Below are 12,243 nucleotides of genomic sequence, written 5' to 3' on the forward strand. Positions count from 1 at the left end.
GGGCCTCAACGCGTCAGGCGCGAGGACGCCATGGTTGCGAGGAAGTGCCCGGCGTTCACGAACATCGTGGCGGGCAGGAGGATCCACAGGACCCAGCGCTCGGCGAGGGCCGACTGCCCCAGGAGTGCCGAGACGACGGCCGCGGCCAGGAAGACCAGGCTGAGCTCGACGGCGTGGAGCAGGCGGTGGAACGGCAGGAACCTCGCGAGCCGCCGCAGTTTGCCCACCAGGCTCTGGCGCGGCACGCTGCGCGAGTCCTCGGTGTCCGGCAGCTTGCCGAGGCCGGCCATCCCCCGGGCCGCATGGACCATGAGGCTCTGGGACCTGTTGAGCACCAGAAGCACCGCGACGGCCGCGCCGACGAACAGGATCGCCCAGGATTCGGCGCCGAAGGCCGCTCCCCCGGCGAGTTCCATGGCGACGCGCAGGCCCAGGGCGATCGGCAGAAACGCTTCGGTCGTGTGGTGTCCCACCATGTCGATGAAGATGCCGCGCGGACTCTGGGTGCCGCGCCAGCGCGCCACCTCGCCGTCGCTGCAGTCGAAGTAGAGCTGGACCTGCGAGAGGACGACCGCGAGGAGCGGTCCCCAGATCCCGGGCACAAGCAGGGCGGCGGACATCAGCCAGCCGGCCAGGATCATCAGGCCCGTCACCCCGTTCGCGCTGATCCGCGTGCGGATCAGGACGGCCGTCAGGTAGATGGATATGTGTCGCAGGTACAGCTCGGCGGTCCAGTGTTCGGCGTTGCGCCGCGCTCGCACCTCGGGCGGCTGGCAGACGGCCCGCAACTCGTCGAGGGTCGGGCGGACGGGACGATCGGCTGGCGCGCTCATGCCTGGGACCGCCCGCGGTCTTCCGTGACGCCGGCGCCGACCACGCGGCCGCGGAGATAGCCCAGGGCCCACGAGAAGTGGATCGTCGGCAGGACGGCCCCCATCAGCGAGCGGTCCGTTGCCGAGGCGTTCGTCTTGACGGTGGCTGCCGCGTAGGCGACGCCCGCGGCGTACACGGCCGGAACGCCCGCCAGCAGTCCCAGCAGGGCGCGAACCGGAGCGGGGGCCCCTGCCGCCCGGGCCACCGGGAGCGCGGCGAGCGAGCCCAGGCCGAGCCCGACACCCAGGAGGGCCACGGGCGGAACGTCGTGTCGCCGCGACTTGCCCTCTGGGTGGCGGCGCGCGATCTCTCCACGCCAAACGCCCGAGGCGAACGACTGCCGCGCCACGTCGGCAAGCTTTTCACGCGGATAGTAGACCGTGCTCAGCTCGGGATCGAACCACACGGTGCGGCCTGACCTGCGGATGCGCAGGCACAACTCCCAGTCCTGGGCCCTCCACAGGGACTCGTCGTAGAGTCCGACGGCGTCGAACACCTCCCGCCGGAAGATGCCGAGGTAGGCGGACTCGGCCGGGCCTTCCGGTGCCCCGGAGTGGTAGGCCGCGCCGCCGAGTCCGAACGGCGAATGGTAGGCCGCGGCGACGGCGCGCTGCATGGGCGTCTTGCCTTGGGCGTCCATCAGTCCGCCCACATCGGCGGCCCCGCTGCGAAACAGCGTCTGGATGCCGCGCCGCGTGTATCCGGGCGCCAGCTTGCTGTGCGCGTCCACCCGCACCACCACGGGATGGCGCGTGGCGCGGATGGCGAGGTTCAGCCCGATCGGCGTCTTGCCCGCTGGATTGTGCACAAGGCGGACGCGCGGATCCGCCGCGTGCATCTCCTCGACGATGCGCGTCGTCGCGTCCTGGCTGGGACCGAGGGCCAGCACGATTTCCTTCTCGCCTGCGTAGTCCTGGGCGAGGACCGACGCGACGGCCTCGCGGACGTAGCCCTCCTCGTTGAGGACCGGCATGATGTAGGAGACTCCGGGCGTGGTGTGGCCGGGGGGCGTCGTCGTCACTTCTTCGAGGCCTCGTAGGCCTTGATGATGTCCTCGGGCGACCCGTCGGCCTCGAGCACACCCTTGTTGAGCCAGATGACCCGGCTGCAGGTGTCGCGGATCGACTTCATGGAGTGGGACACGAGGAACACCGTTCCGGCGTTTTCCCGGATCTCTCGGATCTTGGCCTCGCTCCGCTTGCGGAAACGGGCGTCGCCGACGGCCAGCGCCTCGTCGACGATGAGGATCTCGTGCTCCTTGGACGCGGCGATGGCGAACTTCAGCCGGGCCTGCATGCCGGAGGAGTAGGTGCGCATGGGGAGGTCGATGAAGTCCTCGAGCTCGGCGAAGGCGACGATCTCCTCCCGCATCTGCTCGACCTCCTTACGCGTGTACCCGAGGGCCAGGCCCCCCAAGGTGATGTTCTTGTCGCCCGAGAGGTCGGGGATCAGCGCCGCGCCGACGCCCAGCAGGTTTGGCCGGGAGGACGCGTACACGGCGCCCTCCGATGGCGGCGTCAGCCCCACGATGCTGCGCATCAGTGTCGATTTGCCGGAACCGTTGGAGCCGATGACGCCGATCGACTCGTTCGCGTAGGCGGTGAAGGAGACACCCTTGACCGCGTGCACTTCGCGCAGTCCCCGCGTCTTGGTGAAGAGCTTGCGGCCGCTTGCGCCGCCCGCGGATTTCCCGCTCGAGTACACCTTGTACCGCACGTGGAGGTTCTCGACGACGACGACGGGGCGCCGCCCGTCCGCAAGGGCCTCGGCCGCTTCCGGTCCCGAGGCCGGAACGGACACGGCCTCGGGCGCGTCGGCGTTCCCGCCGGCCCGTGATACTTCGTCGTAGCTAGTCGATTCGGCCATAACGCTCCTCAGCCGCCCAGAAGAACAACACCCCGGCAACCAGGACGACCAGCGACCAGACGCTCAGATACAGCCAGTAGATGGGCGGGAAGTCGTTGCCCTGCATAATGCTGCCGCGGGCGATCGACAGCACTTCGTGGAGTGGATGGAAATCAAAGAGGGTGACCAGAACGGGGAAGTGCCCCAGGATCCGGTCGACGCTGAACAGGACGCCGGACGTGTAGAACAACACGCGGTTGACCAGCGGGAGGATCTGGGTCAGGTCCCGCACGTGGACGGTCAGGCGGGCGCAGACGAGCGCCACCCCGGTGTTGAACATCGTGAAAAGCGCGACCAGCGGCACGATCAGGAGCCAGCTCCACATGGGGACGGCGCCGAGAACCAGGCAGTAGACGAACATCACGCCCAGCATGGGGACCAGCGTGAGCAACTGCTGCAGCACGATGGAGAGCGGCAGGGTGATCCGCGGGAAGGACAGCGACTGGACCAGCGCGGAGTTCCCGGTGATCGACTTGGCCCCGCTGGTCATGGAAGAGCTGAAGAATTCGAAGAGGAAGACTCCGATGACAACGAACATGGGGAAGCCCGGGGGCTTGCTGTCGCCCTGCAGGACACCGAAGATCGCGCCGTAGAGCAGGGCGTTCAGGGTGGGCTTGATCACGATCCACAGCATTCCGAGCCGGTTGCGCTCGTTGCCCGCCTGGATCCGGCTCTTCGCGAGCTCGTAGGCGAAGTCCCGCCGGCCCCACGCCTGCCGCAGGTACTCCGGCAGCGGTGGCCTTGCGCCCACCCTGTGCAGGCCGTGGCCCTCGCCGGTGTCTACAACTGTCATGCGTGGATATTCCTGTTCGTCTCGCGCTCGAGGGCCGTTCCGCCAAGAGGCAATGGCCGACTCGAGTCTACTGGATCGTCCCCGCCGCCCCGCGGACGGGGCCTCCCGGGGATCAGGGGTTCGAGGCCGTGGCGTCCTCGGCGGTGTCGACCGTCTCGAGGTACGGGCCCAGCGCGTCCGAGCGCAGCGCCTGCCCGACGGCGGCGATGGCCTCTTCGTCCTTCAGGATGATGGACTGCCCGTCCGCGGACGTTCCGCCGCCGGCGTTGGGCAGCGTGAACAGGTGCACGTCGTCCGTGCGCACGTCCTTGAGCTGGAGCGCGATGCCCGCCGCCGCAGCGGCGTCCAGGGAATCGTCGAGGGAAAGGTACGGCGAGACCTTGTCGATGACCTGGTAGACGGTGCCCGGGTTGGTGAGCGTCTCCGCGGTGAGGAACTTCTCCAGAATCGCCATCATGAACTTCTGCTGGTTGCGCACGCGCTGGTAGTCGCCGTCGACGAAGGACTTTCGCTCGCGCACAAAACGCAACGCCCGGTCCCCCTCGAGGACAACGTCGCCCTCGGGATAGAAGTAGTCGGTGTCGTCGGCGGTGAAGGCGATGTCGTTCTGGACCTCGACCCCGCCCAGCGCGGTCGTCAGGTCGCGGAAACCCTGGAAGTCGATCATCGCCACGTGGTCGATCTTGGTCTCGAAGAGGCCCTCCACGGTCTGCACCACCAGGGGCACGCCGCCGAAGGCCATGGCCGCGTTGATCTTGTGCTCGCCCTGTCCCGGGATTTCGGTCCACGTATCGCGCATGATCGACATCACGTAGATGCCGGACCGGTCGCCGGGGATGTGGACCAGCATCATCGTGTCCGAGCGCTGGCCCGTGGCCCCGCCCGCCAGCATGCTCTCCGGAATCTGGTTGGCGCCGCCAAAATCGGCCCCCATGAGGAGGACATTCATGGAGCCGTCGGCCGGGTCCTTGATCGGACGCAACGCATCGTCCGGGAACGCGGAGGCGATGTCCTGGGTCTTCGAATTGAAGGTCTGGGCGAGGTTGACCAGATATCCCCCCGCCACCAGCGTGGCGACGACCACCAGTCCGACGACGGCGATCAGAACCGCGCGCACACGGGGGTGCCGACCGCGCGCGAGTCGGCGCGGCGTATAGCTGGGCGGGGTCTTGCTGTCAGTCAATCAGGCTCCACGGTGTGCGTGTCCGTGCTGGGCCGGACGGGAAAGATGGGGCGATTGAGGACAATCGCTGAGACTCAGGCTATGCGATCAGCCTGAGAAACCGCTGTGCGGCGCGGCGTCACAGCGTCTCGACGAACGCCTTGAGCCACGGCTTGAGGTCCGGGCCGAGGTCTTCGCGGTCGCAGGCGAGGCTGACAACGGCCTTGATGTAGCTCAGTTTGTCGCCGGTGTCGTAGCGCCGGCCGCGGAACACCACGGCGTGGACTCCCCCGCCCTCGGCGGTCGAGGCGGCGAGTTCCTGGAGCGCGTCGGTGAGTTGGATCTCGCCACCGCGGCCCGGCTCGGTGTTTTCGAGCACATCGAACACGGACGGGTGCAGCACGTACCGCCCGATGATCGCGAGGTTGGAGGGCGCCTCGTCGACAGATGGCTTCTCCACGAGCCCGTTGACCCGCACGTGGTCTTCGCCTTGGACCTCCGTGACGTCGGCGCAGCCGTAGGCGCTGATCTTCTCCGGCTCAACCTCCATCAGGGCGATGACGGATCCGCCGGTCTTGGCCTGGACATCGATCATGGTCGAGAGCAGTTCGTCGCGCTCGTCGATGAGGTCGTCGCCGAGCAGGACGGCGAAGGGTTCGTTCCCCACGTGGTGGCGAGCGCACAGCACGGCGTGGCCAAGTCCCTTCGGATCACCCTGCCGGATGTAATGGATGTCTCCCAGGGCGGTCGCCTCCTGGATCCGGCGGAGCTTGTCGAAGTCCCCCTTCGCCTCCAGCATCGCCTCCAAGCTCGGGACACGGTCGAAGTGGTCCTCCAGCGCGCGCTTGCTGCGTCCGGTGACCATCAGGACGTCGCTCAGCCCGGCCTTTGCGGCCTCGGCCACCACGTACTGGATGGCCGGTTCGTCCACGACCGGCAACATCTCCTTGGGCATGGCCTTCGTCGCGGGAAGGAACCGGGTGCCCAGGCCCGCGGCCGGAATGACGGCTTTTGTGACGCGCTTCGCAAGGTTCATGGATTCGACTTTACTTGACTGGCCGCGCGTTCCCCCAAAGCACGGAGGCCGTCAGTTGCCGGCGCGGAACCGGTTCAGGACGGCGCGCGGCAGGTATTCGTCGACGTCGCCACCGAGCGCCTGGACCTCCTTCAGGAGGCTCGAGGACAGGTGCGTGTACCTGTTGTCGGCCGTCAGGAACACGGTTTCGACTCCGGCCAGGTGGCGGTTCATGGCGGCCATCGGGACCTCGTATTGGTAGTCGGTCATGGAGCGGAGCCCCTTGACGATCGCATCGGCGCCCATGTCCCTACAGAAGTCCGCCAGCAGTCCGGCGCCCATGGGCTCTACGCTGATGCCGCGCAGGCCCGTCACCGTCTCGCGCACCATCGCCAGGCGTTCCTCCTCGGCGAACCGGTACTTCTTCGAGTAGTTGGTCGACACGGCGACCACCACTTCGTCGAACAGGCTGCTGGCACGGGCAATGATCTCGATGTGGCCCTTGTGGATCGGGTCGTAGGACCCGGGGCAGACGGCGCGGCGCATGCCCCCAATCTACCAACTCGTCCAGGCGCCGGACCCGAGTGGCCGCACGGCGGCGCGCCTTGCGATACTGGCAGCATGTCCCACACCTTTCCCTGGCAACGCGCCGCCGCGGGCGCCAACCTGCTGGGCGCCGACGGGCGCCTGGCCGTGACCATTTTCGAGGAGATCACCGGCCTGGCCGCGCGCGCGGGCGCCATCAACCTCGGCCAGGGTTTCCCCGACGAGGAGGGCCCGCGGTGGATGGCCGAATCGGCCAGCGCCTCCGTCCTCGCGGGCAGGAACCAGTACGCCCCGGGCGGCGGGATCCCGGAATTGCGGCAGGCGATCGCGGCCCACCAGCGGGCGTTCTACGGCCTGTCCCCCGATCCCGACACCGAGGTGGTGGTCTCCACGGGCGCCACGGAGTCCATCGCCGCCGCCGTGCTCGCGTTTGTCGGGCCCGGCGACGAGGTGCTGACCTTCGAGCCCTTCTACGACTCCTACGGTGCGACGATCGCGCTGGCCGGCGGCGTCCACCGCACGGTGCCCCTCGGGGCGCCCGACTTCCAGCCCGACGCCGGCGACCTGGCCGCGGCGGTCACGGACCGGACCCGCATGATCATCCTCAACACTCCCCACAATCCCACCGGGGCGGTCTTCGGGGCGGAGGTGCTCGGCCAGATTGTGGAGCTTGCCGTCCGGCACGACTGCATCATCGTCTCCGACGAGGTCTACGAGCACCTCACCTTCGGCGTGGAGCATGTTCCCGTGGCGACGCTGCCCGGCGCCTGGGACCGGACCCTGACCATTTCCTCCGCCGGAAAGACCTTCTCCTACACCGGGTGGAAGGTTGGCTGGACCACCGGACCCGCGCCGCTGGTGGCGGCGCTCCGGACGGTCAAGCAGTTCCTCAGCTACAGTTCGGGACCGGCGTTCCAGCCCGCGGTCGCCGAGGCACTCGCACAGCCGGCATCCGCGTTCGCCCCGTTGGCCGACGCGCTGCGTTCCAAGCGGGACCTGCTGGCCGCCGGACTGGAAGGGACGGGCATGACCGTGTACCGCCCCGCCGGCACCTACTTCGTTATTGCCGACGTCGGACCCATCGGCTTCGACGACGCCGCCACGCTGGCGCGCAGGCTGCCCGGGCTGGTTGGCGTCGCCGGCATCCCGGTGTCCGCCTTCTGCCACGAAGAGGGCGCGCGGCGCACGCGCTCCCTGCTTCGTTTCGCCTTCTGCAAGCGGGCCGAGGTGCTGGAGGAGGCGGTCGAGCGGCTGTCCCGCCTGGGGTCGCTCCTCGGGGCTCCGCCTCCGGGCGGAGCCTTGGGCCGCCTCCCCTCCGCCGGCACACCGTGAGCAGCGAGAGGCGCAGGTGGTTGTCCGGGATCGGCGAACACGCCGTCCTGGCTCCGGACGCGTGGATTCCCGGTGCGTGGGTGCTGTCCATCGGCGGGGCCGAACAGTCCCACGTGAACGCCAGGCGGCCTGAGGAGATCTTCTACGAGTACCTGCGCCGTCTCGCCAACCACATGGATCTCCTCGCGCCCGCGGGCCGCCCACTCGAGGTCCTCCACCTGGGCGCCGGTGCTCTGACGCTTGCGCGCTATGTCGCGGCGACCCGGCCGGGCAGCGCGCAGGTCGGCGTCGATTCGGAGCGCGAGCTGATGTCCTTTGTGCTGGAGGTCCTCCCGCTGGAGGCGGGAACGACATTCGAGGCGATCTGCGCGGATGCGCGCCAGGTGCTCTCCGACCAGCTCTCCGGGCGTCGCTTCGACGCGATCGTGCTGGACATCTTCACCGGGTGGGACGCCCCTGCGCACCTGACGGACGCCGGCTTCTACACGGAGCTCTCGGAGCACCTGCGGGAGGGCGGCGCGGCGCTGGTGAACGTCGGGGACGATCCGCCGCTGCGCTTCGCCAGATCGCAGTTGTCCGCCATGGAAGCCGTCTTCGGCTTTGTGTCCGCGAGCGCACCCTCCGAGCTATTCAGCGGCCGTTATCCCGGGAACATGATCCTGATGGGCACCGACGCGCCGTGGGGCGCGGACAGACTCGAGGCCCTCCGCCTGTCCGGGCCACACCCCGGAACGGTGCTAGCCGGCACCGCCCTCGACGGGTTCCGCAAACCATAGGACCGTCTCGCCGTACTTCTTCTCGGCGAACCGGCGGACCCCCGCGGGCCATCCGGGTTCGGGAGAGCGGGAGGACCGCTCCACGACAACCACGGCGCCGTCCAACAGGAGAGGCACCAGCCGCCCGAGCGTCGCGGCCAGGCCGTCCTCGGTCAGCGGGTACGGGGGATCCATCATCACCAGGTCCCACCCGCGACCGGTCGTGGTCTCCGCGTCGAGAAACGAATCGACGGAGCCCCTGCGGACGGCGACGGCCTCGCGGCCAAGCTTCTTGTTCACGAGGGCGGCGTTGGCCTGGCACACGGCCACCGCCTTCGGGGCCTGCTCAACCAGCACCACCGCGCGGGCCCCGCGACTGGCCGCCTCGACGCCGAGGGCTCCCGAGCCCGCGAAGAGATCAAGCACACGCCCGCCGTCGAGCACGCCGTAGGAGGACAAGCGGGAAAAGAGCGCCTCCTTCACGCGGTCCGTGGTGGGCCGTGTCGCGTCACCGGCCACCGACTTGAGCCCCAGTCCACCGGCGACGCCGGCAATGATGCGCCCCATGCGGATCAGCCCCTCTCCAAAAATGCCTGCATGTCCTCGTCGACCCAGTCGGCGACGTCCCGTTCGAGGCCCCGGTGGGCGGAGAGCCCTCCCGGCCCGGCGACAATCGACTCCGCGTCCTCGCGTGCCTGGGCGATGGTCTCGGCGTCCTGGATGACCCGCAGGAGCTTCAGCTTGGACTTCCTGCCCGACTGGCTCGCCCCGAGGATGTCTCCCTCGCGCCGCTCCAGGAGGTCGGCCTCCGCCAGGGCGAAACCGTCGGTCGTGGACTGGACGGCCTTGAGCCGGGCCGCCGAGGGGTGGTCCGGCTCCAGCCACGTGGCCAAGAGGCAGGTGCCCGGGTGCCCGCCACGCCCCACCCGGCCGCGCAGCTGGTGCAGCTGTGAGATCCCGAAGGCGTCGGCGTCGACGATCGCCATCAGCGTGGCATTGGCAACGTCGACGCCCACCTCGATCACCGTGGTGGACACGAGGATGCCGATGGCGCCCGCCTCGAATGCCTCCATCGCGGCGGCCTTCTCCTCCGAGGGCATGCGCCCGTGGAGCATGCCCACGCGGAGTCCCCGCAGCTCGGGCAGGGACTCGAGCATGGCGTGCATTTTCTCCACGGTCATGGCCGCCGGCTTGGCGGAGGGCGGCCCGCTTCGCGCGGCGCTGTCGCCGTCGCCGTGGTCCAGCGACGCCCGCCCGGCCGAGCCGTCGTCACCGTCCGCCGCACCGGACCGCGCGCCGTCGTCGTCCTCCGGCTGGGTCTCGGTGATGCGCGGGCACACGACGTACACCTGGTGGCCCTTGCGGACCTCTTCGCCCATCAGGGCGAACATCCGCTCCCGGAACTTGCGGTCGGAGAGCGGGACAACGTGCGTCGATATCGGCGCACGGCCCGCGGGGAGGCCGTGGAGGACGCTGACCTCCAGGTCGCCGAAAACAGTCATGGCGACGGTCCGCGGGATGGGCGTGGCGGTCATGACCAGCATGTGCGGTGTGGTTCCCGCCTTGGAGCGCAGCGTGTCCCGCTGCTCGACGCCGAACCGGTGCTGCTCGTCGACCACAACGAGGCCCAATTCGGCGAAGAAGACGTTCTCGGACAGGAGGGCATGCGTGCCCACGATGATGCCGGTCTCCCCGGACGCCAGCCGCAACAGGGTGTTCTTGCGCGCCGCCGTGCCCATGGATCCCGTCAGCAGGTCCACGCGCGTGCCCTCGGCGTCGCCGCCCAGCATGCCGGCCTCCGCCAGGGCGCCAAGCGACCTGCGGATCGACTGGTAGTGCTGTTGGGCCAGCACCTCCGTGGGAGCCAGGAGTGCCGCCTGCCCGCCCGAGTCCACGACCTGCAGCATCGCGCGCAGGGCCACGAGCGTCTTGCCGGATCCGACCTCGCCCTGGAGCAGCCGGTTCATGGGACTGCCGCCCGCGAGGTCGGCGGCTATCTCTTTCCCGGTCAGGATCTGCCCGTCGGTCAGGGTGAACGGCAGCGCGGCATCGAACCGCGACAGCAGCCCGGCCGGGGATCCGGGGCGGGCCACGGCCGCCTGGCCGCGGCGGTGTTGCTTCCTCTGCGCGATCGCCAACTGCAGGAGCAGCGCCTCGTCGTAGCGGAACCGGTGCCTGGCGCGGTAGGCCTCGGCCACGTCCCGGGGCCGGTGGATGGCCTCCAGGGCGGTCGCGACGGGAGCGAGCCGCCTGCGTCGTCGGATCGGATCCGGCACCGGATCCTCGAAGGACGACTCCGTGACGCCGGCGAGCACCGTCTCGACGGCGGCCCGGATCTTGTGGTTGGCGAGCTTGGCGCTGCTCGGGTAGACGGGAATGGGCCGTGGTTCGGCCTGTTCGGCGTCGTCCAGCAGCGAGTACTCGGGGTTCGTCAGTTCCAGGTGTTTCCGGTAGAGGACCACTTTCCCGCTGAACATGGCAACCGTCTTGGCCTTGAGGTCCTTCGCGGCCTGGTAGCCGTTGAAGAACGTCATGCGCAGCATGCTCTGCTCGGGACCGAGAGCGTCGCGGACGACCACCTCGACCAGCATTCCCTTGCGCGACTGCATGCGCCGCTGCGAGACCGAATCGACTTCGGCGACGATGGTGACGTCCTCCCCGACGGGCAGCGTGGCGATGGGGGTCAGCTCCCCCACCTCCAGGTACCTGCGCGGGAAGTGCCGGAGCAGCTCTCCGCACGTGCCGTAGCCGAAAGCCTTCTCGACGGCGGTCGCGGACTTCGCCCCTATGGCCGAACGCAGCGGTGTCGCGGGCCCGAACGACGTGGCGTCAACCGTCATGCGTGCACAGGTCCGTCACGCTGACGTTCACGGGTTCGCCCGCCAGCCGGAGCGCCGACAGGGCCAGCTCGGCGTTGTCGACGTGCACGTGTACCCGCCACCGGTAGTTCTCGCCGCGCTCGTTGACCGCGCTCATGATGACCGAGTCGCCTATCGCGTCCAGCTTGGCGCGCAGGGTGGCGGCCTCGAGGGCGCCGAGCTCGATGGTGCACATGACCTCGACGCCGATGTCCGCCGGCCGCTGTTGGTGGATGTGCGGGTCCTGGATGCCGTAGCCGTGCAGCGGCCCGTAGCGCGACTCGTCGACCTGGATCCCCACCACGGCCGCGCGCAGCTGGTCCAGGACCACCATCATGCCGACCGCGCCGGCGTCCACCACGTGCGCGGAGCGCAGCGGGCCGAGCTGCTCCTCTGTGCTCACGACCGCGCCGAGGACCGCGGCGTCGATGGCGTCGAGCACCTCGACGACCGCCGCGCGGCTGGACTCGTCGGCCGCCGAGGAGCGAACCGCGCCGGTGGCGGCGTCGGCGGCGGCCTTGATGACGGAGAGCATGGTGCCCGGCACGGGATCGCTCAGGGCGGACCAGGCGCGGACCCGGCCGCGCTCGAGGCCGGCGGCGATCAGCCGGCCGGTCAGCCGGGTGTGGCCCACCATGGGCTCGGAAAACCCGAGGAGGAAGACGGCCAGCAGCGTGCCGGAGTTGCCGCGGGCTGATTCCATGCCCGCCCGTCCGGCCGATCCCAGCAGCGCACCGATGTCGTCCGTGTCGAACACGGACACGGCGTCGTGGGCGATGCGGGCCGTGACGTAGAGGTTGCTTCCCGTGTCGCCGTCGGCGACCGGGAAGATGTTGATGGCGTTGAGGCGGTCGCTGTGGTTGCCGAGGCTCCGGACCGTGCCCTCAAGCCAGAGGGCCACCGCAGGCGTTCCCGTGCTGATCTTGACCGACATTCCGGTGTGTTCCCTCTCGAGGCCGCCATCCTTGCCGTTCCATCCTAGCGGCGCACGCACGCGATAGTGT

General features: G+C 69.3%; 12 protein-coding genes. 2 read left to right on the forward strand and 10 right to left on the reverse strand.

What is annotated here, in order from left to right; translation table 11 throughout:
• Positions 1-5 precede the first annotated feature (5 nt).
• The 7 genes from AC3ZJJ_RS07675 to coaD all read right to left on the reverse strand — a co-directional run bounded on the left by AC3ZJJ_RS07675 (position 6) and on the right by coaD (position 6,294).
• A complete protein-coding gene (locus AC3ZJJ_RS07675) occupies positions 6-833 on the reverse strand; it encodes a CDP-alcohol phosphatidyltransferase family protein (RefSeq protein WP_489895117.1) in 828 nt (275 codons plus the stop codon).
• The gene (locus AC3ZJJ_RS07680) at positions 830-1,894 is read right to left on the reverse strand and encodes a glycosyltransferase family 2 protein (RefSeq protein WP_489895119.1); all 1,065 of its coding nucleotides are present in this window, start codon (positions 1,892-1,894) and stop codon (positions 830-832) included. The genes AC3ZJJ_RS07675 and AC3ZJJ_RS07680 overlap by 4 nt, the downstream gene beginning before the upstream one ends.
• Complete coding sequence (locus tag AC3ZJJ_RS07685) at positions 1,891-2,739, reverse strand: ABC transporter ATP-binding protein (RefSeq protein WP_489895121.1); 849 nt, start codon at positions 2,737-2,739, stop codon at positions 1,891-1,893. The genes AC3ZJJ_RS07680 and AC3ZJJ_RS07685 overlap by 4 nt, the downstream gene beginning before the upstream one ends.
• A complete protein-coding gene (locus AC3ZJJ_RS07690) occupies positions 2,723-3,571 on the reverse strand; it encodes an ABC transporter permease (RefSeq protein WP_489895123.1) in 849 nt (282 codons plus the stop codon). The genes AC3ZJJ_RS07685 and AC3ZJJ_RS07690 overlap by 17 nt, the downstream gene beginning before the upstream one ends.
• A gap of 112 nt (positions 3,572-3,683) precedes the next feature.
• The gene (locus tag AC3ZJJ_RS07695) at positions 3,684-4,754 is read right to left on the reverse strand and encodes an LCP family protein (RefSeq protein WP_489895125.1); all 1,071 of its coding nucleotides are present in this window, start codon (positions 4,752-4,754) and stop codon (positions 3,684-3,686) included.
• 118 nt (positions 4,755-4,872) lie between these two features.
• Positions 4,873-5,769: a UTP--glucose-1-phosphate uridylyltransferase GalU gene (gene galU, locus AC3ZJJ_RS07700; RefSeq protein WP_489895127.1), complete on the reverse strand. Its 897-nt coding sequence runs from the start codon at positions 5,767-5,769 to the stop codon at positions 4,873-4,875.
• Positions 5,770-5,820: 51 nt separating this feature from the next.
• Positions 5,821-6,294 (reverse strand): pantetheine-phosphate adenylyltransferase, encoded by a 474-nt coding sequence (gene coaD / locus AC3ZJJ_RS07705; protein WP_489895129.1) that lies wholly within the window; start codon positions 6,292-6,294, stop codon positions 5,821-5,823.
• 75 nt (positions 6,295-6,369) lie between these two features.
• Between coaD and AC3ZJJ_RS07710 the strand changes: the two genes are divergently transcribed.
• Complete coding sequence (locus AC3ZJJ_RS07710) at positions 6,370-7,626, forward strand: aminotransferase class I/II-fold pyridoxal phosphate-dependent enzyme (RefSeq protein ID WP_489895131.1); 1,257 nt, start codon at positions 6,370-6,372, stop codon at positions 7,624-7,626.
• Complete coding sequence (locus tag AC3ZJJ_RS07715) at positions 7,623-8,402, forward strand: spermidine synthase (protein ID WP_489895133.1); 780 nt, start codon at positions 7,623-7,625, stop codon at positions 8,400-8,402. The genes AC3ZJJ_RS07710 and AC3ZJJ_RS07715 overlap by 4 nt, the downstream gene beginning before the upstream one ends.
• On the opposite strand, the gene rsmD is transcribed toward AC3ZJJ_RS07715, so the two are convergent.
• From rsmD to AC3ZJJ_RS07730, 3 genes are read right to left on the reverse strand one after another with little or no spacing between them, the layout of a single operon-like run.
• Positions 8,364-8,948, reverse strand: coding sequence for a 16S rRNA (guanine(966)-N(2))-methyltransferase RsmD (gene rsmD / locus AC3ZJJ_RS07720; protein WP_489895135.1), 585 nt, complete (start codon positions 8,946-8,948; stop codon positions 8,364-8,366). The genes AC3ZJJ_RS07715 and rsmD overlap by 39 nt on opposite strands.
• A 5-nt stretch (positions 8,949-8,953) precedes the next feature.
• Positions 8,954-11,221 carry an ATP-dependent DNA helicase RecG gene (locus AC3ZJJ_RS07725; RefSeq protein ID WP_489895138.1) on the reverse strand — a complete coding sequence of 756 codons (2,268 nt, stop codon included), beginning with the start codon at positions 11,219-11,221 and terminating at the stop codon, positions 8,954-8,956.
• Positions 11,211-12,173, reverse strand: coding sequence for a DAK2 domain-containing protein (locus tag AC3ZJJ_RS07730; protein WP_489895140.1), 963 nt, complete (start codon positions 12,171-12,173; stop codon positions 11,211-11,213). The genes AC3ZJJ_RS07725 and AC3ZJJ_RS07730 overlap by 11 nt, the downstream gene beginning before the upstream one ends.
• Positions 12,174-12,243 lie beyond the last annotated feature (70 nt).

It is taken from the genome of Arthrobacter sp. AOP29-A2-19, from assembly GCF_058138025.1.

Bases quoted from the DNA above. Each gene is read 5' to 3' on its own strand.
- coaD (WP_489895129.1), bottom strand. From the start codon at position 6,294: ATGCGCCGCGCCGTCTGCCCCGGGTCCTACGACCCGATCCACAAGGGC.
- AC3ZJJ_RS07685 (WP_489895121.1), bottom strand. From the start codon at position 2,739: ATGGCCGAATCGACTAGCTACGACGAAGTATCACGGGCCGGCGGGAAC.
- AC3ZJJ_RS07675 (WP_489895117.1), bottom strand. From the start codon at position 833: ATGAGCGCGCCAGCCGATCGTCCCGTCCGCCCGACCCTCGACGAGTTG.
- AC3ZJJ_RS07710 (WP_489895131.1), top strand. From the start codon at position 6,370: ATGTCCCACACCTTTCCCTGGCAACGCGCCGCCGCGGGCGCCAACCTG.
- rsmD (WP_489895135.1), bottom strand. From the start codon at position 8,948: ATGGGGCGCATCATTGCCGGCGTCGCCGGTGGACTGGGGCTCAAGTCG.
- AC3ZJJ_RS07690 (WP_489895123.1), bottom strand. From the start codon at position 3,571: ATGACAGTTGTAGACACCGGCGAGGGCCACGGCCTGCACAGGGTGGGC.
- AC3ZJJ_RS07725 (WP_489895138.1), bottom strand. From the start codon at position 11,221: ATGACGGTTGACGCCACGTCGTTCGGGCCCGCGACACCGCTGCGTTCG.
- AC3ZJJ_RS07730 (WP_489895140.1), bottom strand. From the start codon at position 12,173: ATGTCGGTCAAGATCAGCACGGGAACGCCTGCGGTGGCCCTCTGGCTT.
- galU (WP_489895127.1), bottom strand. From the start codon at position 5,769: ATGAACCTTGCGAAGCGCGTCACAAAAGCCGTCATTCCGGCCGCGGGC.